Source organism: Bradyrhizobium sp. WSM4872 (assembly GCF_055811715.1).
This window is the reverse complement of the sequence record NZ_JBVVPT010000031.1, coordinates 558-21,500: the sequence shown is the minus strand read 5'-3', so window position 1 is coordinate 21,500 and position 20,943 is coordinate 558. Positions and strand designations below refer to the sequence as shown.

The 20,943-nt window shown below is 65.3% G+C and carries 22 protein-coding genes and 1 other RNA gene; 11 read left to right on the top strand and 12 right to left on the bottom strand.

What is annotated here, in order from left to right:
• Nucleotides 1-59: 59 nt before the first annotated feature.
• Nucleotides 60-980, bottom strand: a complete 921-nt coding sequence (locus tag AC0L3C_RS29785; protein WP_473409714.1) for an extracellular catalytic domain type 1 short-chain-length polyhydroxyalkanoate depolymerase — start codon at nucleotides 978-980, stop codon at nucleotides 60-62.
• On the bottom strand, nucleotides 981-2,639 hold the full coding sequence (locus tag AC0L3C_RS29780) for an FAD-binding dehydrogenase (protein ID WP_473409748.1): 1,659 nt from the start codon (nucleotides 2,637-2,639) through the stop codon (nucleotides 981-983).
• A gap of 292 nt (nucleotides 2,640-2,931) precedes the next feature.
• Here AC0L3C_RS29780 and AC0L3C_RS29775 point away from each other — a divergent pair, with 292 nt between their 5' ends.
• The 6 genes from AC0L3C_RS29775 to AC0L3C_RS29750 all read left to right on the top strand — a co-directional run bounded on the left by AC0L3C_RS29775 (nucleotide 2,932) and on the right by AC0L3C_RS29750 (nucleotide 8,110).
• Nucleotides 2,932-3,402 carry a Clp protease/crotonase-like domain-containing protein gene (locus tag AC0L3C_RS29775; RefSeq protein WP_018453000.1) on the top strand — a complete coding sequence of 157 codons (471 nt, stop codon included), beginning with the start codon at nucleotides 2,932-2,934 and terminating at the stop codon, nucleotides 3,400-3,402.
• Between the two features lie 262 nt (nucleotides 3,403-3,664).
• Nucleotides 3,665-3,859, top strand: coding sequence for a hypothetical protein (locus AC0L3C_RS29770; protein ID WP_473264481.1), 195 nt, complete (start codon nucleotides 3,665-3,667; stop codon nucleotides 3,857-3,859).
• A 24-nt stretch (nucleotides 3,860-3,883) separates the two neighbouring features.
• Nucleotides 3,884-4,471 (top strand): SCO family protein, encoded by a 588-nt coding sequence (locus AC0L3C_RS29765; RefSeq protein ID WP_473264480.1) that lies wholly within the window; start codon nucleotides 3,884-3,886, stop codon nucleotides 4,469-4,471.
• A 241-nt stretch (nucleotides 4,472-4,712) separates the two neighbouring features.
• A complete protein-coding gene (locus tag AC0L3C_RS29760) occupies nucleotides 4,713-5,648 on the top strand; it encodes a transporter substrate-binding domain-containing protein (protein ID WP_473264479.1) in 936 nt (311 codons plus the stop codon).
• Between the two features lie 261 nt (nucleotides 5,649-5,909).
• Nucleotides 5,910-6,419 carry a TIGR02281 family clan AA aspartic protease gene (locus AC0L3C_RS29755; protein ID WP_473264478.1) on the top strand — a complete coding sequence of 170 codons (510 nt, stop codon included), beginning with the start codon at nucleotides 5,910-5,912 and terminating at the stop codon, nucleotides 6,417-6,419.
• Nucleotides 6,420-6,610: 191 nt separating this feature from the next.
• Complete coding sequence (locus AC0L3C_RS29750) at nucleotides 6,611-8,110, top strand: phosphomannomutase/phosphoglucomutase (RefSeq protein ID WP_473407953.1); 1,500 nt, start codon at nucleotides 6,611-6,613, stop codon at nucleotides 8,108-8,110.
• 168 nt (nucleotides 8,111-8,278) lie between these two features.
• Here AC0L3C_RS29750 and AC0L3C_RS29745 read toward each other — a convergent pair whose 3' ends face one another.
• From AC0L3C_RS29745 to AC0L3C_RS29705, 9 genes are all read right to left on the bottom strand, one after another.
• Nucleotides 8,279-8,788, bottom strand: a complete 510-nt coding sequence (locus AC0L3C_RS29745) for an Lrp/AsnC family transcriptional regulator (protein ID WP_473264477.1) — start codon at nucleotides 8,786-8,788, stop codon at nucleotides 8,279-8,281.
• Between the two features lie 67 nt (nucleotides 8,789-8,855).
• Nucleotides 8,856-9,809 carry a sugar kinase gene (locus AC0L3C_RS29740; protein ID WP_473409713.1) on the bottom strand — a complete coding sequence of 318 codons (954 nt, stop codon included), beginning with the start codon at nucleotides 9,807-9,809 and terminating at the stop codon, nucleotides 8,856-8,858.
• An 8-nt stretch (nucleotides 9,810-9,817) separates the two neighbouring features.
• Nucleotides 9,818-10,756 carry an NAD(+) diphosphatase gene (gene nudC / locus AC0L3C_RS29735; RefSeq protein ID WP_473278870.1) on the bottom strand — a complete coding sequence of 313 codons (939 nt, stop codon included), beginning with the start codon at nucleotides 10,754-10,756 and terminating at the stop codon, nucleotides 9,818-9,820.
• A gap of 11 nt (nucleotides 10,757-10,767) precedes the next feature.
• Nucleotides 10,768-11,187 carry an HIT domain-containing protein gene (locus AC0L3C_RS29730; RefSeq protein WP_473264474.1) on the bottom strand — a complete coding sequence of 140 codons (420 nt, stop codon included), beginning with the start codon at nucleotides 11,185-11,187 and terminating at the stop codon, nucleotides 10,768-10,770.
• Nucleotides 11,188-11,465: 278 nt separating this feature from the next.
• Nucleotides 11,466-12,593 carry a muconate cycloisomerase family protein gene (locus AC0L3C_RS29725; protein ID WP_473264473.1) on the bottom strand — a complete coding sequence of 376 codons (1,128 nt, stop codon included), beginning with the start codon at nucleotides 12,591-12,593 and terminating at the stop codon, nucleotides 11,466-11,468.
• Nucleotides 12,590-13,345 (bottom strand): SDR family NAD(P)-dependent oxidoreductase, encoded by a 756-nt coding sequence (locus AC0L3C_RS29720; RefSeq protein ID WP_473264472.1) that lies wholly within the window; start codon nucleotides 13,343-13,345, stop codon nucleotides 12,590-12,592. The genes AC0L3C_RS29725 and AC0L3C_RS29720 overlap by 4 nt, the downstream gene beginning before the upstream one ends.
• Nucleotides 13,345-14,139: an amino acid ABC transporter ATP-binding protein gene (locus tag AC0L3C_RS29715; protein ID WP_473409712.1), complete on the bottom strand. Its 795-nt coding sequence runs from the start codon at nucleotides 14,137-14,139 to the stop codon at nucleotides 13,345-13,347. Before AC0L3C_RS29715 ends, AC0L3C_RS29720 begins: the two co-directional genes overlap by 1 nt.
• Complete coding sequence (locus AC0L3C_RS29710) at nucleotides 14,136-14,798, bottom strand: amino acid ABC transporter permease (protein ID WP_473409711.1); 663 nt, start codon at nucleotides 14,796-14,798, stop codon at nucleotides 14,136-14,138. Before AC0L3C_RS29710 ends, AC0L3C_RS29715 begins: the two co-directional genes overlap by 4 nt.
• Nucleotides 14,799-14,924: 126 nt before the next feature.
• Nucleotides 14,925-15,770 carry a transporter substrate-binding domain-containing protein gene (locus tag AC0L3C_RS29705; protein WP_473278865.1) on the bottom strand — a complete coding sequence of 282 codons (846 nt, stop codon included), beginning with the start codon at nucleotides 15,768-15,770 and terminating at the stop codon, nucleotides 14,925-14,927.
• 193 nt (nucleotides 15,771-15,963) lie between these two features.
• Between AC0L3C_RS29705 and ffs the strand changes: the two genes are divergently transcribed.
• From ffs to AC0L3C_RS29680, 5 genes are all read left to right on the top strand, one after another.
• Nucleotides 15,964-16,060, top strand: an RNA gene (gene ffs, locus AC0L3C_RS29700) — signal recognition particle sRNA small type.
• Between the two features lie 94 nt (nucleotides 16,061-16,154).
• A complete protein-coding gene (locus tag AC0L3C_RS29695; RefSeq protein WP_473409709.1) occupies nucleotides 16,155-17,972 on the top strand; it encodes a DNA polymerase III subunit gamma/tau in 1,818 nt (605 codons plus the stop codon).
• A 26-nt stretch (nucleotides 17,973-17,998) separates the two neighbouring features.
• On the top strand, nucleotides 17,999-18,328 hold the full coding sequence (locus AC0L3C_RS29690) for a YbaB/EbfC family nucleoid-associated protein (protein WP_007597704.1): 330 nt from the start codon (nucleotides 17,999-18,001) through the stop codon (nucleotides 18,326-18,328).
• Between the two features lies 1 nt (nucleotide 18,329).
• A complete protein-coding gene (recR, locus tag AC0L3C_RS29685; protein WP_007604678.1) occupies nucleotides 18,330-18,932 on the top strand; it encodes a recombination mediator RecR in 603 nt (200 codons plus the stop codon).
• 26 nt (nucleotides 18,933-18,958) lie between these two features.
• Nucleotides 18,959-19,396, top strand: a complete 438-nt coding sequence (locus AC0L3C_RS29680) for a hypothetical protein (protein WP_473264465.1) — start codon at nucleotides 18,959-18,961, stop codon at nucleotides 19,394-19,396.
• 8 nt (nucleotides 19,397-19,404) lie between these two features.
• Here AC0L3C_RS29680 and AC0L3C_RS29675 read toward each other — a convergent pair whose 3' ends face one another.
• Nucleotides 19,405-20,769: an AmpG family muropeptide MFS transporter gene (locus AC0L3C_RS29675; protein WP_473264464.1), complete on the bottom strand. Its 1,365-nt coding sequence runs from the start codon at nucleotides 20,767-20,769 to the stop codon at nucleotides 19,405-19,407.
• Between the last annotated feature and the right edge of the window lie 174 nt (nucleotides 20,770-20,943).

The following is a 20,943-nucleotide window of genomic DNA, read 5'->3' as shown; positions in this document are numbered from 1 at the left end:
GCCGGGCACGCATGCGTTGCCGGGCACGCATCCGTCGCTGGCTATGCATGCGTCGCACTTCAAGGAAACTGGCCGAAGAACGTCCAGATCGTCTCGGCGGCGTCGATGTCGCCGTTCTGCGATCCCAGCAAGCTGGCGGCGACCTTCGGGAAGCGCGCATCCGGAGAAAATCCGGGCATGCGGTGCCCCCCTTGATTGATGCGATAAAGCACGACGTCGTGCCCCTCAGGACAGCGCGAGGAGATCCGTGTCACCGTGGACTGATCTGCAGGCGCCCTGTCGGGCAAATCGGTCGTGTCGGCATTGTCGGTCTCGCAACCGTTGAGCTTGCGCCAGAACGCAAGCGTCTCGTCGGTGGACCAGAACCCGTCTGCGGCATAATAGCTCGATCCGCGACCGCCCTCGTAGGGGACCAGCGGATCGGCCGTGCCGTTCATCAGCAGCATTGGCAGCGGCCGCGACGGATGGCACGTCACTGCGGCCTCATCGGTAAGGTTCATGCTCACGCTCGCGGCGGCAGCAAACAGATCGGCCCGGGCGCAGACCAGCGTCATTGCCATGGCGCCGCCATTGGAGATGCCGGTGACATAGACGCGGCGAGGGTCGGCGGTGCCGCTCGCCACCAGCTTCTCGACCAGCTTTGCGATGAAGGCGACGTCGTCGGTGCCCGCGGGCGGGCCACGGAGCGCCGGTCCCGCCTTGGTCCTCGCATCGGCCCAGGCGTGGTTGAGGCCATCAGGAAAGACCACGGCAAACCCTTCGCGCTTTGCGGCCTGCGGCCATGCCGTGCGCGTCATCATGTCGGCGCCGCGCTGGGTCTTGCCGTGCAGCACGACCACGAGCGGCACCGGCCGCTTCGCCGGCAGTTGCACGGTGTAGGACCGCTTCACGCCGTCGATGTCGATCGTATCGGCGGACGCAGCCGAGGCGGCGGCCAATGCCGCAACAACCGCCGCGATGCGCATCCGCCGCCGCATCATCTAGCCCACGGCCTTCGCCGCGGCCCGGCCCGCATTGCGGCCCGAGAACAGGCAGCCGCCGAGGAACGTGCCTTCCAGCGAACGATAGCCGTGCACGCCGCCGCCGCCGAACCCGGCGGCTTCGCCCGCTGCATAGAGGCCGGGAATGACGCTGCCCTCCTCGCCGAACACGCGCGAAGAGAGGTCGGTCTCGAACCCGCCCAGCGTCTTGCGCGTGAGGATGTTGAGCTTGACTGCGATCAGCGGCCCTTGCGCGGGATCGAGGATGCGGTGCGGGGAGGCGGTGCGGATCAGCCTGTCGCCGATATAGCGCCGCGCATTGTGAATGTTCATTACCTGCGCATCCTTGACGTAAGGGTTGGCGATCTCACGGTCGCGCGCCTCGATCTGCATCCTGATGTGCTCGAGCTTGAGGAGGTCGCTGCCGGCCAGCTTGTTCATGGCCGCAACGAGATCCTCGATCTTGTCGCGCACGATGAAGTCGACACCATGGCTTTTGAACGCTTCCACCGGCGCCGGTGCGCCCTTGTTGGTGGCGCGCTTGATTGTCATGCGCCAGCTCTTGCCGGTGAGGTCGGGGTTCTGCTCCGAGCCCGACAGCGCAAACTCCTTCTTGATGATGCTCTGGGTCAGGATGAACCAGGAATAATCGTAGCCGGTGGACATGATGTAGTGGAGCTGGCCGAGCGTGTCGGAGCCGGGAAACAACGGCGCCGGCAAGCGCGTGCCGGTGGCGTCGAACCACATCGAGGAGGGGCCGGGCAGGATGCGGATGCCGTGGCGCGGCCAGATCGGTGACCAGTTCTGGATGCCTTCCACATAATGCCACATGCGATCGCGGTTGATCAGCCGCGCGCCTGCTTTCTCGGTGATGCCGATCATGCGGCCGTCGACATGCTCGGGCACGCCGGAGATCATGAATTTCGGCGGCGCGCCGAGCCGCTTCGGCCAGTTCTGCCGCACCAGCTCGTGATTGCCGCCGATGCCGCCCGAGGCGACGATCACGGCTTGCGCCTTCAACGCAAACTGGCCGACGACGTTGCGCGATGAGCTCTTGCCGCGCTCGACATTATCCGGGGCGAGAATGGCACCGCCGACGCCATCCACCGTGCCGTTGGTGATCGAGAGCGCATCGACGCGATGGCGGAACCGAAAGCTCAGCCGGCCGCTTTTGACGGCCTCGCGCGCGCGGCGCTCGAACGGCTCGACGATGCCGGGCCCGGTGCCCCAGGTGACATGAAAGCGCGGCACCGAATTGCCGTGGCCCATCGCGTCATAGCCGCCGCGCTCGGCCCATCCGACCACGGGGAAGATGCGATGGCCCATCGCGCGCAGCCACGCACGCTTCTCGCCGGCCGCGAACGCCACATAGGCCTCGGCCCATTGGCGCGGCCAGAAATCCTCGTCGCGGTCGAAGCCGGCGGTGCCGAGCCAGTCCTGCATCGCGAGGTCGAAGGAGTCCTTGATGCCGAGCCGGCGCTGCTCCGGCGAATCGACCAGGAACAATCCGCCGAACGACCAGAATGCCTGGCCGCCGAGCGACTGCTCGCCCTCCTGGTCGATCACGATCACGCGCTTGCCGGCGTCCGCGATCTCGGTTGCCGCCACGAGGCCCGACAGTCCTGCGCCGACAACGATGACGTCAGTCTCTTCAGCCATCTGTTCGGCCATATGTTTCCCCCTCCATGTGCTCCCCCTCCACAGGTTCCCCCCTGTAGTTGCCCGGATTGAAGCCGGCGGTTGCAACTGAGATCAAGAGGACGGCGCGTAAGACATCGTTAACTTGTTCCACTTCGGGAAAAAGACAGGCTGAGTGCAGCGCCGGCGCAACACTGGATTTGAATTTGTTTTGAGCGAGCCGGCATGCCTAGACAAAACCGCGGTTACGACGGACCCTAGCAGGGCATCACCACCTGACACACAGATTCGAATTCGACTGGGGCGGGGGCCAATGAAGTTTCTGACGGGGTTGCTTGCGGCGGTTCTCCTGATCGCGAGCATGGGCGCTTCTCACGCGGTGGTTCGGATCGCGGATGACCGCGGTGGCCGGATCGGAACCTACGTCGACAAATACCAGGACCTGCGACAGTCGGGCGACACCGTCATCATCGACGGTCTCTGCGCCTCTGCCTGCACCATCGTCCTCGGCGCCATCCCGCCTGACCGAATCTGCGTGACGTCGCACGCGACACTGGGCTTCCACGCCGCGTGGGATTTCGGCAGCAACGGCCGCGCCGTCACCAATACCGAAGCGACCCAGATGCTCTATGCGATGTATCCCTCGCAGGTGAAGCGCTGGATCAACCAGCGCGGCGGCCTCACGCCGCATATGCTCTTCCTGAAGGGCAGGCAGCTCCAGGCCATGTACAAGCCCTGCTACCTCGACGCGCAGGCCTCGGCCAACAAGCCATCGTCAAGATAGGCCCGGCGGTCGTCGCTTCCGTTCAACCCTGATCCTTCGTCATGGCCGGGCTTGTCCCGGCCATCCACGTTCTTGGGCCGGGCGAGAATTACGTGGATGCCCGGGTCTTTGCCTCGCCGAAGCGGCTTCGGCCGCGCAGGCGGGACAAGCCAGGGCATGACGAGGATGGCGACGGCCGAACGTCGCCGTTCACGTAAGCTTGCCCGGCCACGCCCCAGCGCCTATTTGAGAGCCAAGGGAACCCTTCACCCCGATCGTTGTCATGGCTCAACCACTGCACCCCGCCCATCCTGTATCGGACAATTCGCCCACTGCCGGCCGGACGCCGGTCGTGCTGCTGTTGGCCGGTGCTGGCGTTGGAGGCTTGGTTGTGCTCGGTGCGCTCGCACTCTGGTTCCACTATGGCAGCCAAGTGTTCTTCGAAATGATCAGGACCGGTTTCGCCGCCTGCTTCTGACCCGCGACAGGAAGTTTTCCGCCCATGAGCTCCACCCGTCCGCTGGTGATCGCGACCGCCTTCGCCGCAAGCCTCGTCCTTGGTCTCCTGATCGTATTCTGGGCGATGGGCGGGGTCAGTAAGGTGGCGCAGCCGGCCGCGATCGGCGGCCCGTTCCAGCTCACCGACCAGAACGGCAAGGCCGTCACCGACAAGAGCCTCAAGGGCAAGCCGACCCTGATCTTCTTCGGCTACACCCATTGCCCCGACGTCTGCCCGACCTCGCTGTTCGAGATTTCGGAAGTGCTGCGTGCGATGGGCAAGGACGCTGACAAGGTCAATGCCGTCTTCATCTCGGTCGATCCCGAGCGCGATACGCAGGCCGCGATGAAGGATTATCTGTCGAGCTTCGACCCGCACCTCGAAGGCCTGAGCGGCGATCCTGCCGAGACCGCCAAGGTGATCACCTCCTACCGCGTCTACGCCAAGAAGGTCCCGACCAAGGACGGCGACTACACCATGGACCACACCGCGCTGATCTATCTGATGGATCGCGACGGCCGCTTCGTCTCGCCGTTCAACCTGAAGCGCACGCCGGAAGAAGCCGCGGTGGACTTGAAGCGGTATTTGTAAGTTTGGCGGACTGATCGCGCGGCGTACTCGGTAACCTCTCCCGCTTGCGGGAGAGGTCGGCGCAACGCGCCGGGTGAGGGCTCTCTCCACGCAGGGGCTCTCGCCTGCGGACACACCCTCTCCCCGACCCTTCCCCGCAAGCGGGGGAGGGAGCGCACCGTGGCCGCAATCCGCGCTCGCGTTCCCGGCCGGATGGGCTATAAGGCCCTCCGATCCCAACGAAAATCGTTCATTTCAGCCGATGGCTCCATCGCAACAGGCGAAATCGTCCAAATCCGCCCGCGGCTTGCTGACCGGGCTGGTCGTCGGCGTCTGCGTGCTCGTTGCTGCGCCGTGCGTGCAGGCGCAGGCTCCGGCCAAGCAGCCCCCAACGGCACCGCAAGCCTCACCTCAGGTCGCGCCGCAAGCCGCTCCCCAGGCGGTGCCGGGCTTCTGGGACCCGCGGCGGCGGCCGGAACGGCCGGACCTGTCGCGCCTGACCGTGATCCGTTTCCTGACCGAAACTGACTATCCGCCGTTCAACTATACCGGCGCCGACGGCAATCCGGCCGGCTTCAACGTCGATTTCGCCCGCGCGCTGTGCGAGGAGATCAAGGTCACCTGCACGGTGCAGATGCGCCGCTTCGAGACGCTGGTTGATGCGCTCGCCTCCAACCGGGGCGACGCCATCATCGCCTCGATGGCGGTGAGCCCGCAGCTCCGCGCCCGCGTCGACTTCACCGATCCCTACTATCGCGTGCCAGCGCGCTTCGCCTCGCGCAAGGACGCGGTGATGCCGGAGATCCGGCCCGAATATCTCGAGGGCAAGAAGGTCGGCGTCATCGCCGGCTCCGCGCATGAAGCCTATCTCAAGGCGATGTTCACCGACGCCGAGCTGCATCCCTATCCCAACGACGACGCGATGCGCGCCGCGCTTCGCAAGGGCGAGGTCGACTTCATCTTCGGCGACGCCATCGCGCTCGCGTTCTGGATCAACGGCACCGATTCCGGCGATTGCTGCGCCTTCTCCGGCGGTCCCTTCGTCGAAAGCCGCTTCTTCGGCGAAGGCATCGGAATCGCCGTGCGCAAGGGCAACGACGTGCTGCGTCAGGCCCTGAACTGGGCGATGTTCCGCGTCTGGGAGAAGGGCCGCTACACCGATCTGTGGCTGCGGTATTTCTCGGTGAGCCCGTTCTAGTCCCACGCGCCGTTACCAATTCCTCATCCTGAGGAGCTTGCGTAGCAAGCGTCTCGAAGGATGACGGCCCCGCTGTTGGCCGCTCCGTTCGAGACGTGCGCTTCGCGGGGCCCCTCAGGATGAGGATATGTCGTATCTGCGACACCGGCGCATTAACCGTCCGCTCATCCTTTTCGTCAAAATAGCACCGCTCTGGCCGCAGCGTCGCTCGCGGAGCGGCCTGCCGCGTGGTGAAATCGAGCTTCGGCTTCGAGTGGTGTGATGCGTAACATAATGATCTTCGCGGCGATCATGATCGGCCTCGGCACCTTCATGGCGCAGATGGCGGACAGGATGAGCTCCGCCTCGGCGACGTCGGTGCCGCGTACGGTAGCAGTCGCGTCTACCGCGCCGGCCGGCGGCCGTAGCCTCAACATCCCCCGCGACGGCCGCGGCCACTTCCAGACCGAGGGCCGGATTGAAGGCCAGCGCATCGGCTTCATGGTCGACACCGGCGCCTCCGTGGTTGCGCTGAACGAGACCTCGGCCGCCCGCTTCGGCCTGCGTCCCTCGCGCAGCGATTACAACGCTACCGTCTCCACCGCCAACGGCACCATCAAGGCCGCGCGCACCCGCATCGCCATGCTCGATGTCGGCGGCCTCGTCGTACGCGACGTCGATGCCATGGTGCTGCCCGACGAGGCGCTGTCCGAGAACCTGCTCGGTCTCTCCTTCCTCTCCCGCCTCAGGCGGTTCGAATACGCCAACGGTCAGATGGTGCTGGAGCAGTAAAGGTCCTCCCAAAGGCTCCGGCGACCACATACTCTCAAGAAAATCTCTATTTCGATTGCTCTCGCGGACAGGTTTCCCCGTTACCAAACTGCCGCAATTATCATCCATAAGCTGCCATTCCCGCCTTCCGCTGCAGCCCGGCATTCGCTAAGGCTGCATCAAATCTGGCTCTTTTTTACGAGACCGTCTCAATGTTCCCCAAGCCGAAATCCGTGTTGCTGCCCAACACCTATGCCTTCGAGTCCGAGCCGATGGTGAAGGCCACGGGCTTTCGCGAATACGACGCGCGCTGGCTGTTCCAAAAGGAAATCAACCTGATGGGAATCCAGGCGCTCGGCATGGGGCTGGGCGCGCTGATCGCGGAGCTCGGCGTCAGCCAAGAGATCGTCACCGGTCATGATTTTCGCGGCTATTCGGCTTCGATCAAATATGCCCTGATCTCCGGCCTGATGGCGGCAGGTTGCAAGGTGCACGACATCGGGCTCGCGGTGACGCCGATGGCCTATTTCGCGCAGTTCGATCTCGATGTGCCCTGCTGCGCCATGGTCACGGCCTCGCACAACGACAATGGCTGGACCGGCGTGAAGATGGGCGCGAATCGGCCGCTGACCTTCGGCCCGGACGAGATGACGCGGCTGAAGGAGATCGTGCTGGGCGCCGAGTTCAAGAACAAGGCCGGCGGCTCCTATCAATTCCACGAGAATTATCCGGCGCGCTACATCGCCGATCTCACCAGCCGCCCGAAGCTCAAGCGCAAGCTCAAGGTCGTCGCGGCCTGCGGCAACGGCACCGCCGGCGCGTTCGCGCCGCAGGTGCTGGAGGCGATCGGCTGCGAGGTGATCCCGCTCGACACCGAGCTCGACCACACCTTCCCGAAATACAATCCGAACCCCGAGGACATGGAGATGCTGCACGCGATCCGCGACGCGGTGCTGCAGCACAAGGCCGATGTGGGTCTCGGTTTCGACGGTGACGGCGATCGCTGCGGCGTCGTCGACAACACCGGCGAGGAGATCTTCGCCGACAAGGTCGGCGTGATGCTGGCGCGCGACATGTCGGCAATCCACAAGGACGCGCAGTTCATCGTCGACGTGAAGTCGACCGGCCTGTTCATCACCGATCCGGTGCTGCAGAAGCAGGGCGCGAAAACCACCTATTGGAAGACCGGGCATTCCTACATGAAGCGCCGCACCCATGAGACGGGTGCGCTCGCCGGCTTCGAGAAGTCCGGCCACTTCTTCTTCAACAAGCCGTATGGACGCGGCTACGACGACGGTCTCGTCTCGGCGCTCGCGATCTGCGACATGCTCGACCGCGCCCCCGGCAAGTCGATGGCCGATCTCAAGAACGCGCTGCCGAAGACCTGGTCGTCGCCGACCATGTCGCCGCATTGCACCGACGAGGTGAAGTACGGCGTCATCGACAAGGTGGTGAAGCACTTCGAGGGCTTGCAGACGAAGGGCGCCAAGATCGGCGACCAGTCGATCCGCGATCTCGTCACCGTCAACGGCGTCCGCGTCACGGTCGAGGACGGCAGCTGGGGCCTGGTGCGTGCCTCCTCCAACAAGCCCGAGCTCGTTGTCGTGGTCGAGAGCCCGGTCTCCGAGCAGCGCATGCACGACATGTTCGAGATGGTGAACAGCGTGCTGCGCACCCATCCCGAAGTCGGCGAGTACAATCAGAAGATTTGAAGTGTAAGCAAGTCGCCACGCACGCCGCTGTCATGCCCCGCCTAGTGCGCAATTGCGCACGGGGGGCGGGGCATCCACTACGCCGAGGCTTCTCGATCGATTTCAGTCGTCACGGCGCATTGGATCGCCCGGTCAAGCCGGGCGATGACAGTTTACTTGTAGTGAGCCTTAAGCCGCCACCACCGCCGGGATCGGCAGCGCGGTGACCGACTTGATCTTCTCCATCGCAAAGCGCGAGGTGACGTTCTTCAGCGGCACGGCGCTGATCAGTTTCTTGTAGAACACGTCATAGGCCTGCATGTCCGCGACGACGACGCGCAGCATGTAGTCGACGTCGCCGGCCATGCGATAGAACTCCATCACCTCGGGCATGGCGCTGACGGCGTCGGCGAACTTCTTCAGCCATGCGTCGGAGTGGTCGGAGCTCTCGACCGACACGAACACGGAGATGCCGAGCCCGATCTTGTTCTGGTCGACCAGCGCCACCCGCTTGGTGATCACGCCGTCGGCCTCCAGGCGCTGGATGCGCTTCCAGCAGGGGGTCGAGGACAGGCCGACGCGGTCACCGATCTCGGCGACGGAGAGGGAGGCATCGTCCTGGAGCACCATCAGAATCTTGCGGTCGATGGCGTCGAGGCGGCGGCTGGTCTCGGGGAGCTGGACAGCAAGATCGGTCATTTGCAGAACTTTGTTCCATTTCAGGGGCTGATTTCCCTGATATAGAGAAAATCTTTCCACGGCAAGCCTATATTCTCGCCGCCTCGGTGGAATCCCTCTGCTGCCCGCTTCGCAAAAGCTCTTCAACTTCAACGCGTTGCGGGGCGGCTAGGCCGCCGCCGAGGCGGGTGCATTTCAGCGCTGCGGCGGCCGCGGCGAATCGCAGCGCCTGCCGCACGCCATCGCCCTCGGCGAGGCAAAGCGTGAAGGCGCCATGGAAGACGTCCCCGGCGCCGAGCGTATCGACCGCCTCAACCGCGAACGCCAGGGTCTCCTCCAGTGCGCCGGCCTCGTTCAGCCAGATCGTGCCATGCGGACCGCGCGTGGCGGCGAGGAAGGCTGGCGTCAGCCCGGCCAGGCGCTGCAACGCCTCGCCGTCATCGGCGATGCCGGCGGTCTCCTGCACCTGTTCGCTGGCGAACAGCAGGTGCGAGGCGGCCGTGAGCAGGCCGTCCTGCAACGACATCGCGCGATCGACGCCGACGATGACGGCAATGCCGCGCCGGCGTGCCTCAGCGCAGAGGTCCGTGCCGAACGATGCGCAGCGGCTCTCGACGAGCACCGCCTGACAACCGGCGAGCAGCTTGTCGGCGTCGGGCAGCTGCACGGTGAACAACGCGGGATCGCGATAGATGGTGAGCGTTCGTTCGCCCGAGGGCTCGATCATGATCGCCGACACCGGCGTCGTGAGCCCCGGCATGCGGACGATGTGTGTGGTCTCGATAGCTTCAGCTTGCATCCGGTCCAGGATGAAGTGGCTCGACGTCTCCCCGGCATCGCCCATGGGTCCGGCAAAGGAGACGCGGCCGCCAAGCCGCGTGATGGCGATCGCGGCGTTGAGGGCGTTGCCGCCGCAGATCTCCGCGAGATGGCTGGCATTCGCCTTGCTGCCGCGCGCAGGCACGGCATCGACGCGAAAGGTCAGGTCGCGAACGGGAATGCCGATGCAGAGGATGCGCGGCGCGATCACAGAGTGCGCCATCTCCGGTCTCAGCTCTTGTCGTGCACCCAGCGGCCGAGCAAATGATGGGCGATGGCGAACGGGTGCGGGCCGGCGAGCCCGTCGGGATGCGTCCGCGTCAGCATCAGGGCGGCCTCCTCGCGCGTGAACCAGCGCGCATCCTCCAGCTCGGAATGATCGACGACGATGTCCTCGCTCACGGCCCGCGCGCTGCAGCCGATCATCAGCGATGACGGATAGGGCCAGGGCTGGGTCATATAATATTCCACGTCGGTGCAGCGGATCCCGGATTCTTCGAGGATCTCGCGGCGCACCGCGTCCTCGATGGTTTCGGCGGCCTCGACGAAGCCGGCGAGGCACGAATACATCCCCGGCGGAAACTGCTTCTGGCGGCCGAGCAGGCATCTTTCGCCGGCGCCGACGTGCATGATCACGACGGGATCGGTGCGCGGGAAATGCTCGGCCTTGCAACTCGGGCACTCCCGCTTCCAGCCGCCTTCCTTCATCGCGGTACGGGTGCCGCAATTGGCGCAATAGCCGTGGCGCTGATGCCAGCTCACCATCGACTTCGCCATCGCGATCGCCGACAGCTCCTGCGGGGGCACCGCGCCCTGCATCGCCATGCCGCGCAGCTCGCTGAGGGCGTAGTCTTCGCGCCCGACCAGCTTCTCGGACGCGGCCTGCGACAGGCCCATCCCGAACATCGCGGCGCCGTCACGCAAGCCTAGGAAGATCGTGCCCGGATTGGCGCCGCATTTCAGCGCCTCCTCGATCGAGAGCAGCGCGCGCACTTTTTCGCCCTCGCGCTTCACCAGCAGCGAGTCGCGGTAGACGACATAGGCGCGCGACGACGGCTTCTGCTCCATCGCGAACAGCTTTTCGTCGTCGCGGCGCAGGTGCGCGGCGCGGTCGAGAATGTTGGTGACGAAGGCCGGTTGTCCCAGCGGAAACGAGTTGAATGCTGACATGTCTTGTTCTTTCAACCCAACCAGATCTTGCGGCGAAGCGCGCTGATGAAATTCTGCACCTCTGTGGCATCGTGCGCCAAGGGCTGCATCACGCCCCAGACCGGCCGCGGCCAGGCGGCGTCACCGGTGCGGCGCGCGATGATGTGGACGTGAAGCTGCGGCACGAGGTTGCCGAGTGCCGCGATGTTGAGCTTGTCGCATTGGGTGATCTCCTTCAGCGCGCGCGAGACGCGGGAGATCTCCGTCATCAATTGCGCCTGCTGCACCTCGTCGAGATCGATGATCTCGACCGCATCGGCGCGCCGCGGCACCAGCAGCAGCCATGGATAATGCGCGTCCTTGATGACCAGCACCTTCGACAACGGCAAATCGCCGATGTCGATAGTGTCCTCTTTCAGACGGGAGTGCAGCGACCAGACGGGTTCGGACATGAAGGTTTCCGGATGGCCCGATGGGTATCGGGCATGGCGGGGCGGAACCCCTGAATATTTGCTCCGACCATACGACAGCGATTCCGGTAGGGGAAGGATGGCGCTCCGCAGGGGCCGCATACGCGATCGTCGTCCTGGACAAGCGCAGCGCAGATCCAGGACCCACTACCACAGGATTGGGCTTGGCGAAGTTTCGGGGTTTACCGACTTCGTGCCACAAACTTCTCCTTGGGGTAATGGGTCCTGGCTTTCGCCAGGACGACGGTGGGGGCGTGCTTTTACGCCTCCGCAAGCACCCGCGCATTGGCGCGGACCGAGGCTTCGCTGACGCGGATGCCGAGGCCCGGGCCGTCCGGCACCACGACGTGGCCGCCGCGATTGGCGACGCGCTCTTCCAGCACGTCCTCGGTCAGCACATGATGCGGCATGTAGAATTCGCAGCCGAGCGAGATGCCCGGCGTCGCCGCGATCAGCTGCGTCCCGGCGGCAAGCCCGATGCCGCCCTCCCACAGCGTGCCGCCATAGCCCGGCAGCCCGGCGACGTCGGCGATCGCCATGATCGCCTGCGCCTCGAACAGGCCGCCGGCCTTCATCAGCTTGATCGAGACGGCATCTGCCGCCTCGCGGCGCACCACCTCCATCATGTCGCGGCGGTCGAAGCAGCTTTCGTCGGCGAGCACGGGCGTCTCAAGCGCCGCGGTGAGCTGGGCCATCACGTCGAGAAATTTGCGCGGCACCGGCTGCTCGATGAAGGTCGGCGCAAACTGCTCGACGTCGCGCAGGATCTTGATGGCACCGAACGGCGGCAGCGCCTGGTTGTAATCGACGCGTAGATCGACCTTGTCGCCGAATTCTTTCCGGATCGCCGCGAGATGATCGAGATCCTCGCGATGCGGCTTCACGCCGGTCTTGACCTTGTAGATGACGTTGCCGTCCGGAACCATTTTCCGCATGCGTTCGAGATCGGCGGCGAAATCCGGATCGGCGATCGAGAACGACAGCGGGATCGTGTCGCGCACGCGGCCGCCGAGCAGGTCGGCGACCGAAAGTCCCGACGACTTGCCGACGATATCGAGCAGCGCCATTTCGATCGCGACCTTGGCTTCGGCATGTCCGACCAGCGCGCGATCGAGCTCGGCCATCAGCGCGCGGATGCGGCGCGCCGACTTGCCCATCACGATGGGCCGCAAATAGATGTCGAGCGCGGAGAAGGCCGCTTCCGGCGTTCCCGTGAACACTTCCCACGGTGCCGCCTCGCCCCAGCCGATCACGCCATCGTTCGACGTCAGCTCGATCAGCACGCGCTTCACCGTGCCCTTGACGTTGCCGACGCCCTGGAGGCGCGCCATCTTGATCGGGCTTTCGATCAGGAACAGCCTGATGCGTTCGACGGTCGCTTCGGTCATGTCAGGCCTCCATTGACGTGCCAGACCTGGCCTGTGACGTAGGATGCTTTTGGGGAGGCCAGGAAGGCGATGATCTCGGCGACTTCCTCCGGCCGCCCGCGGCGACCCATCGGGATCAGCGCCTCGGTTGCGGCGATCTGTTCGGGTGACAGCCGGCTTTCGCTGGGCCTGTCCTTGACGATGAGGCCCGGCGCGACCGCGTTGACGGTGATGCTCTCCTTGGCGAGCTCGACTGCGGTGAGGCGCACCAGCGCTTCGAGCGCGGAGCGGCTCGCGGCCGTCGCTGCGAAGGGCGCGAACTCCGGCCGGATCGCATGCGCGACGAACGACGACACTGCCACGATCCGCGAATCCTGCCCTGCGCGTAGCAGCGGGAGCGCCGCGTCCACCAACCGTGTGAACGCCAGCGCAGATTCGTCCATTGCCTTGCGGAACTGATCCGCCGGCGTACCGATGGCGCTGCCGCGGCGGGCATGGCCGCCGACCAGGATCAATCCATCGAGCCGGCCGAAGGCGCCTTGCGTAGCGGCGACGGCGTCGGTGACCGCGGCCTCCTCGGCGAGGTCGCCGAGGCATTTCGCAACGATCGCGCCTTGCGCTTCGGCTTCCGCCGCGGTGGCGTCGAGGCCGGCTGCGTTGGAGCGCGTGTGCAGCAGCAGCGCGGTGCCGGGCCCCGCGAGCAGTTTTGCAGTGGCGCGGCCGATCCCGCTGGCGGCACCGGTGACAAGATAGACGCGGTTGATTTCAGGCATCACGGTGCTGCGTTGGCCGGCGGCAATGCGCCGGTGCGGTGGAAATGGCTGAGGAATGCGCGCGTAGCGGCTTCCTGCGGGTTGTCGATCACCTGCCGCGCCGGGCCTTCCTCGACCACGACACCGTCGCGCATGAAGATGAGTCGGTCGGCGACCTCGCGGGCAAAGGCGATCTCGTGCGTCACGATGACCATGGTCATGCCCTCCGACGCCAGCTGCTGGATCACGGCGAGCACCTCGCCGACAAGCTCGGGATCAAGCGCGGAGGTGGCCTCGTCGAACAGCATCACGTCCGGCTCCATCGCGAGCGCCCGCGCAATCGCGACGCGCTGCTTCTGTCCGCCGGAGAGCGTTGCCGGATATTGATCCGCCTTCTCCGCAAGGCCCACCTTCGCGAGTTGGGCCCGCGCCAGCTTCTCGGCATCAGCCCTCGCCATGCGCCGCACCGTGACCGGCCCCTCCATCACGTTCTGGAGCGTCGTCATGTGCGGGAATAAATTAAAATGCTGGAACACCATGCCGGTGGTCGCGCGGAATTTGGCCTGCGTCTTCACGTCAGGCAGCTTTGTGCCTTCTCCGAAAGCAAAGCGCGTGTCTCCGACGCGAACGCTGCCGCCGTCGGGTGTCACCAGGAGATTGATGCAGCGGAGCAGCGTCGACTTGCCGGAGCCGGACGGGCCGATCAGCGCCACGACACCGCCCTTGGCGACGTCGAGGCTGATGCTCTTCAAAACCTCGTTGCTGCCAAAGCTCTTGCGCAGGCCACGGATCTCGATTTTCGACATCTCGCTCATTCGCCGACTGCCAGTCGTTTCTCGCCGCGCCGGACCATGATGGTCAGGGGAATCAGGATGGCCGCATACGCGACCGCGACGGCGGTGTAGGTTTCCAGCGGGCGGTAGCTGTCATGAGCAGCGACCTGGCTCTGATAGACCAGATCAGGCACCGCCAGCACCGAGACCAGCGAGGTGTTCTTGAACTGGATGATCGACTGGTTCATCAGCGCGGGAATCATGCGCTTGATCGCCTGCGGCAGCACGATGCGTCGCATGCTCTGACCCGGGGTCATGCCGAGCGCGGCGCCGGCTTCGGACTGGCCGCGATCGATCGAGATGATGCCGCCGCGGATGATCTCCGAATAGAACGAGCCGCCATAGAGCGACAGCGCCAGTGCGGACGCCGTGATCGGCGTCATCTCGACACCCGCCAGGATCGGCAGCGCGTAATAGAACCAGATCAGCTGCACCAGGATCGGCGTGCAGCGGAACGCCTCGATGAAGGTGAGCGCGAGAAGGCGCACCGCGCGAAAGCGCGACAGGATGCCGAACGCGCCGAACAGGCCGAAGACGAGGCCGAGCACCACGATGACAACGGTAAAGCCGACGGTGACGCCGAGCCCGTTGAGAAAGAGCCAGCGATAGCTCCAGAGGATGCCGAAGTCCCACTGATACATGCGTGTATTACTCGTCGTACGCCTTGACCGCCGGCATTGTCGTTCCGGGGCGATGCGAAGCATCGAACCCGGAACTTCGAGATTCCGGGTTCGCCCTTCGGGGCGCCCCGGAATGACAGTGGAAGACTACAGCGAAACGCCCGGCGGAATGTCCGCCTCGGTCACGCCCACCAGTTCCATGTTGGTGATGATCGCGTTGCGGATGAAGCCGAGGCCCTTGTTGAAGTCGATCCAGGTGTTGACGTAGTCGCGCCAGGTCTTGTCGGTCTCGCGGCGGAAGCCGGCGTTCGACGTGGTGGCGAAGATCGGCGTCGGCAGCACGAACTGGCCGAGCGACGGATTCTTCTTCAGCACGGTCAGCGACAGCATGGTGATCAGGCACTGCGCGTCGACGCGGCCGGTCTGCAGCGCGGCGGTGGCGTCGTCGGCGGTCTTCAGCCGCGAGATCTGCGCCTTCGGCGTCAGGCGGCTCACGACCTGGTCGTGCGAGGAGCCCTGGTCGACCGCGATCTTGACGTCGGGCGAGTTCAGCTCGGCCCAGCTCTTCGGCTTGAAATCCTTCTTGCAGAGAATGCCGAAGGCGTTGTTGAAGACCGGCACCGAGAAATCGACCACCAGCGCGCGCTTCGGAGTCGGGTTGAGGCCGAAGAAGATGTCGATCTTGTTGGACTGCAGGTCGAGCACCGAATTGCCCCAGGTGGTCTCGGTGATCTCGAGCTCGGCCTCCATGTCGTCCGCGAGTGCTTTCGCGATGTCGACGTAAAATCCCTTCCACTGGCCCGTCGAAAGATCCTTCATGTAATAGGGCGCGCCGCCGCCGACCGCGCCGATCCGCATCTTCTTGGTGCGGCGGATGCGGGCGAAAGTCGATTCGTTGGTATCGGCGGTCTGCGCCACGGCCGGGGAGGCCAGCGTCGCCGCAGCCATCGCGCCAAGCCCGACAATCGATGCAACATCACGACGTGTAACCATTGGGATCAATCGCTTTTCTGTTGGAAGGAGTTCCGGCAGCGTTCTTACCAAGGCGCCTCCGGCAGTGAAAGCACAGCCTATCGGCTGGGCAGACCGGGAATTGCCCGGATGCTGGGCAAGCCACCGTGAAGCCCAGCCTGTTCAAGCCGATACCCGCTTGCTTTCCGGTCCTTTTGGCCCCAAATAGGGACCGGGAGATTGGCGGTGGACGAGCCACTCGCCAACCGGGTCAGGTCCGGAAGGAAGCAGCCCTAACGAGGTCCGGATCGGGTCGCTCGTCAGTCTCCTACCTGTTTTTCCGAGCGAATTGCGCCGGCGGCTCGGGCCGCCAGCGCGCTCCTTTCCGCAAAGCCGGCCGAAAGACACTTCATTGCGGATCGACCGATGACCGACGCTGGCGCCCCTCCCAATCCTGACAGCGCCGGCCGGGCCAGCACGCCCTACCGGGTGCTGGCGCGGAAATACCGTCCTTCCTCATTCGACGATTTAATCGGCCAGGAGGCCGTGGTCCGCACCGTCTCCAATGCGTTCGAGACCGGCCGCATTCCGCAGGCCTGGATCCTCACCGGCGTCCGCGGGGTCGGCAAGACCACCACTGCGCGCATCCTTGCCCGTGCGCTCAACTACGAGATGCCGGATGGCTCGGTGAAGGGCCCGACGGTCCAGATGCCGACGCTCGGCGTGCATTGCCAGGCGATCATGGAAAGCCGGCACATGGACGTGCTGGAGATGGACGCGGCCTCGCATACCGGCGTCGACGACGTTCGTCAGATCAATGACAGCGTCCGATACGCGCCGGCGAGCGCCCGTTACAAAGTCTACATCATCGACGAAGTCCACATGCTGTCGACGGCGGCGTTCAACGCCTTCCTGAAGACGCTGGAGGAACCGCCGGAGCACGCCAAATTCGTGTTCGCCACGACGGAGATCCGCAAGGTTCCGGTGACCGTGCTGTCGCGCTGCCAGCGTTTTGACTTGCGCCGCGTCGAGGCCGACGTGCTGATGAAGCATCTCGCCAACATCGCGGCCAAGGAAAACGTCGAGATCGAGCCTGAAGCGCTCGGCATCATCGCGCGCGCCGCGGAAGGCTCCGTGCGCGATTCGCTCTCGCTGCTCGATCAGGCGATCGCGCATGCGGCAGGCACCGTGAAGGCCGATGCCGTCAGGCAGATGCTGGGGCTGGCCGACCGCACCCGTGTCATCGATCTTTTCGATTCTCTGGCGCGTGGCGACATCGCATCCGCATTCAGGGAGTTCCGCGATCAATACGACGTCGGCGCCGATCCGATCGTCGTGCTCTCGGATCTCGCCGAATTCGTCAATTTCGTCACCCGCGTGAAGATCGTGCCGGCGACCGCCGACAATGTCGCCTATGGCGAGACTGAGCGCGTGCGCGCTCGGGATTTCGCCTCGAAGATCTCGATGCGCGTGCTGTCGCGGATGTGGCAGATGCTGCTCAAGGGCATCACCGAAGTGCAGGCCGCGACGCGGCCCGCGGCAGCCGCCGAGATGGTGCTGGTGCGCATCGCCTATGTCGCCGACCTGCCGACGCCTGACGAAGCGATCAAGATGCTGGAGCAGAACGGCGGCGGTTCGCCGGTCGTGAGCGGCGGCAGTGCCGCGCGCAACGCGCCGGCCGGGCCGGTAGCGTCCGCAGCTCCAGTTCGCATGCCGAATTCTTCACCGTCCTCCTTCGGCGGCGGCGGTGCCCGTCCGCAGATGGCAACGCCTGCGCCGGATCCGCAAGCTGCCGCGCCCGTGTTGCGCGTCACGAGCTTCACCCAGCTCGTTGCGCTGGCCGGGCAGAAGCGCGACCTCCTGACCAAGGGCGCGCTCGAAGGCGACATGCGCCTCGTTCGTTTCGAGGAGGGCCGGCTCGAAGTCGCGCTCGAGCCCAACGCCTCCAAGACCATGATTTCCGATCTCGCGCGCAAATTCGAGCTTTGGACCGGGCGTCGCTGGACCGTGATCGTCTCCAACGAGCCAGGCCAGCCGACGCTGCGCTCGGTGAGCCAGGCGGCCAAGCAGGAACATGCGCGCACCGCCGAGGCCGACCCGCGCGTGCGCGAGGTGCTGTCGCGTTTTCCGGGTGCGAAGGTCGTCGAGGTCCGCAGGCTTGCCCCCGAGGCGCCGGAATCCGATATTAATGCCGACTACGGCAGCGACGATCCGCCCGACGGTTCCGACGGCGACGATCTCTAGAGCCAAATTTTCCAAGGACAGCACCGATGGTCGATATTTTCGGCATGATGAAGCAGGCGCAGCAGCTGCAATCCAAGATGCAGGAGATGCAGGACCAGCTCGCCAACGTCGAGGTCGAGGGCATCTCCGGCGGCGGTCTCGTCGCCGTGCGCATGACCGCGAAGATGGACGTCAAGGGCGTCAAGATCGATCCTTCGCTGATGAAGGCGGAAGAGCGCGAGGTGCTCGAGGATCTGCTCGTCACCGCGTTCGGCGAGGCCCGCCGCAAGGCGGAAGCCGCCATGCAGGAGAAGATGCAGTCGCTCACCGGCGGGCTCGGCCTGCCGCCGGGGCTGTCGGGGCTGTTCGGCCAGTAATATGGGCGCTGTTGCGGGTCCTGAAATCGAGCGGCTGGTCCAGCTTCTCGCGCGGCTGCCGGGCCTCGGCCCGCGCTCGGCGCGGCGCGCCGCGCTGCATCTGATCAAGAAGCGCGAAGCGCTGATGATGCCGCTGTCCTCGGCGATGCAGGTCGCGCTCGAGAAGGTCCAGGTCTGCAAGACCTGCGGCAACATCGACACGCAAAGTCCCTGCACGGTCTGCACCGATCCGAGGCGCGATCCCTCGATCATCGTCGTCGTCGCCGACGTTGCCGATCTCTGGGCGCTGGAGCGCGCCAATGCCACGCAAGGGCGCTATCACGTGCTTGGCGCGACATTGTCGCCGCTCGACGGCGTCGGCCCGCAGGACCTCACCATCGAGGCGCTGGTGGCGCGCGCGCATGAGGCGCAGGTGCATGAGGTCATCCTGGCGCTGAATGCCACCGTCGACGGCCAGACCACGGCACATTACATCACCGACCTGCTTCAGGACGCCAACGTAAAAGTAACCCGGCTCGCCCATGGTGTCCCGGTCGGTGGCGAGCTTGATTATCTCGATGAAGGCACGCTATCGGCCGCGATGCGGCAGCGTACCCTGTTCTAGCCATCCAGACTCACGGAACGGACGACATGACGAAACTTTTCGCCACACGATGGGCTTTGCTCGCGACGCTGACGATGCTGGCGACGCCGGCCATCTCCGCGCAGCAGGACGACGGCGCTCCGCCGCCGTCGAAGCCCGGCAAGCCGATCAATGCCGGCGAGGTGCTCTCGGGCGAGCTGAACACGATGAAAGTGCGCGACGTCAAGAACGTCGGTAAGCGGATTGCGATGTACCAGATCACCTCCGAGCCGCGCCGGCTGCCGCCGCCGAACGGACTGTGCAATCTCGAGACCGGCCCCGAAACCTTCCAGCTCGTTCCCAGCGGCGACGCCCAGGCCGCACAGTTGAAAACGTTCGCCGGCAAGGAGATCTCGGTCAAGGTCGACGAGATCGCCTGCGCCAACGATCCCGGCCAGATGAGCGAGGCCGTGATCACGAAGTGGAGTTTGATCAAGAAGCAGTAGGGGCGGCGCTAAACCCTTACCGGCCCCAGCGCATCAAAATGCCCGCGCTTCTGCAGCCAGGCCAGCAGCACCAGGCTCGGGATCGCCACCAGCATGCAAATCACGAAGAACAGCGGCCAGCCGGTGGTATCAGCCACGAAGCCGGCGCCTGACGAGAGATAGGTCCGCCCCACCGCGGCAAGCGCTGTGAGCAGCGCATATTGCGTTGCCGTGTGCAGCGGGTTCTGGCAGAGCGCCGAAAGATAGGCGACGAAGATCACCGTGCCGATGGCGCTGGTGAAGTTCTCACAGGTGATGGCGAAGGCGAGCGCCCATTGGCTGGTGCCGACGAAGGCCAGCCAGGAGAAGGAGAGGTTCGCGAGCGCCTGCACCACGCCGCCGATCCAAAGGCTGGTCGCAAGCGAATAGCGCCGCGCGACGAAGCCGCCGGCAAAGCCGCCGATCAGCGTCGCGGCGAGACCGACGCCTTTCACGATCGCCGCATAGTCGTTGCGGGAGAAGCCGAGGTCGATCACGAACGGCGCGGTCATCGTGCCGGAGAAGGCGTCGGTGAACTTGAACAGCACGACGAAGGCGAGTGCCGCAAGCGCGTCCTTGCGCGTCAGGAATTCGGAGAAGGCGCCGACCGCCGCGTGCAGCACGCGCGCCAACGCGGTCTGCGTCTGCGTCGCGGCTTCCGCCCGCACCGACTGCTCGGGCTCGGTCGCGACCAGCGCCGTGATCGTCCCGATCAGCACCATCGCCGCCATCACCACATAACCCCACATCCAGGCGGACGTGCGGGTGATGCCGGTGCTCTCGAAGCCCGACACGATGAACAGCGCGCCGGCGGTCGAGACCAGCATGCCGATGCGATAGGCCGCGACATAGGACGCCATGCCGGCGGCCTGCTCGCTTTCCGGCAGGCTCTCGACGCGGAAGGCGTCGACCACGATGTCCTGCGTCGACGAGGCCGTCGCCACCAGCAATGCGCCGAGCGCGACGTAGAACGGCGAGCGCGCGGGATCGGTCAGCGCCAGCAGCAGGATCGCTGCGATCAGCAGCAATTGCGAGAACAGCAGCCAGCCGCGCCGCCGCCCGAACGCGCGCGTGAACAGCGGCACATGCATCGCATCCACCAGCGGCGCCCACAGGAATTTCAGCGTGTAGGGCGTGCCGACCAGCGCAAACAGCCCGATGGTCTTGAGATCGACGCCCGATTCCCGCATCCACACCAGCAGCGTCGAGCCCGACAAGGCCAGCGGCAGCCCGGACGAGAAGCCGAGGAACAGCACGATCAGCACCCGCGGTTGCAGGTAAACGGCAAGGCTGTCACGCCAGGAGGTGGGGGCCGTGCCGGGGCCGGCAGGGGAGGTCGCGTCGGGTGCGGTCATGGCAGGGTGTTAGCAGATTCTGGTGGTCACAAGGGAGGTGTCGTTACTGCCGGCCAGAAGGGAGGTTGTCGTGGCCCGGCGGGGGCCGGGGGCCCCCGCTTACCGCGGCGGGCGCGGGGGGGGCGCGGCGACGAGGGGGTCCATGTGGCCCCCCAAACCCGGGGGCCCCCCAAC

Coding starts and splice junctions, on each gene's coding strand:
- AC0L3C_RS29755 (WP_473264478.1), top strand. CDS start 5,910: ATGCGTAACATAATGATCTTCGCGGCGATCATGATCGGCCTCGGCACC.
- AC0L3C_RS29750 (WP_473407953.1), top strand. CDS start 6,611: ATGTTCCCCAAGCCGAAATCCGTGTTGCTGCCCAACACCTATGCCTTC.
- AC0L3C_RS29715 (WP_473409712.1), bottom strand. CDS start 14,139: ATGAGCGAGATGTCGAAAATCGAGATCCGTGGCCTGCGCAAGAGCTTT.
- AC0L3C_RS29785 (WP_473409714.1), bottom strand. CDS start 980: ATGATGCGGCGGCGGATGCGCATCGCGGCGGTTGTTGCGGCATTGGCC.
- nudC (WP_473278870.1), bottom strand. CDS start 10,756: ATGTCAGCATTCAACTCGTTTCCGCTGGGACAACCGGCCTTCGTCACC.
- recR (WP_007604678.1), top strand. CDS start 18,330: ATGGGCGCTGTTGCGGGTCCTGAAATCGAGCGGCTGGTCCAGCTTCTC.
- AC0L3C_RS29720 (WP_473264472.1), bottom strand. CDS start 13,345: ATGCCTGAAATCAACCGCGTCTATCTTGTCACCGGTGCCGCCAGCGGG.
- AC0L3C_RS29730 (WP_473264474.1), bottom strand. CDS start 11,187: ATGTCCGAACCCGTCTGGTCGCTGCACTCCCGTCTGAAAGAGGACACT.
- AC0L3C_RS29775 (WP_018453000.1), top strand. CDS start 2,932: ATGAAGTTTCTGACGGGGTTGCTTGCGGCGGTTCTCCTGATCGCGAGC.
- AC0L3C_RS29765 (WP_473264480.1), top strand. CDS start 3,884: ATGAGCTCCACCCGTCCGCTGGTGATCGCGACCGCCTTCGCCGCAAGC.
- AC0L3C_RS29705 (WP_473278865.1), bottom strand. CDS start 15,770: ATGGTTACACGTCGTGATGTTGCATCGATTGTCGGGCTTGGCGCGATG.
- AC0L3C_RS29760 (WP_473264479.1), top strand. CDS start 4,713: ATGGCTCCATCGCAACAGGCGAAATCGTCCAAATCCGCCCGCGGCTTG.
- AC0L3C_RS29770 (WP_473264481.1), top strand. CDS start 3,665: ATGGCTCAACCACTGCACCCCGCCCATCCTGTATCGGACAATTCGCCC.
- AC0L3C_RS29780 (WP_473409748.1), bottom strand. CDS start 2,639: ATGGCTGAAGAGACTGACGTCATCGTTGTCGGCGCAGGACTGTCGGGC.
- AC0L3C_RS29690 (WP_007597704.1), top strand. CDS start 17,999: ATGGTCGATATTTTCGGCATGATGAAGCAGGCGCAGCAGCTGCAATCC.
- AC0L3C_RS29675 (WP_473264464.1), bottom strand. CDS start 20,769: ATGACCGCACCCGACGCGACCTCCCCTGCCGGCCCCGGCACGGCCCCC.
- AC0L3C_RS29680 (WP_473264465.1), top strand. CDS start 18,959: ATGACGAAACTTTTCGCCACACGATGGGCTTTGCTCGCGACGCTGACG.
- AC0L3C_RS29745 (WP_473264477.1), bottom strand. CDS start 8,788: ATGACCGATCTTGCTGTCCAGCTCCCCGAGACCAGCCGCCGCCTCGAC.
- AC0L3C_RS29740 (WP_473409713.1), bottom strand. CDS start 9,809: ATGGCGCACTCTGTGATCGCGCCGCGCATCCTCTGCATCGGCATTCCC.
- AC0L3C_RS29725 (WP_473264473.1), bottom strand. CDS start 12,593: ATGACCGAAGCGACCGTCGAACGCATCAGGCTGTTCCTGATCGAAAGC.
- AC0L3C_RS29710 (WP_473409711.1), bottom strand. CDS start 14,798: ATGTATCAGTGGGACTTCGGCATCCTCTGGAGCTATCGCTGGCTCTTT.
- AC0L3C_RS29695 (WP_473409709.1), top strand. CDS start 16,155: ATGACCGACGCTGGCGCCCCTCCCAATCCTGACAGCGCCGGCCGGGCC.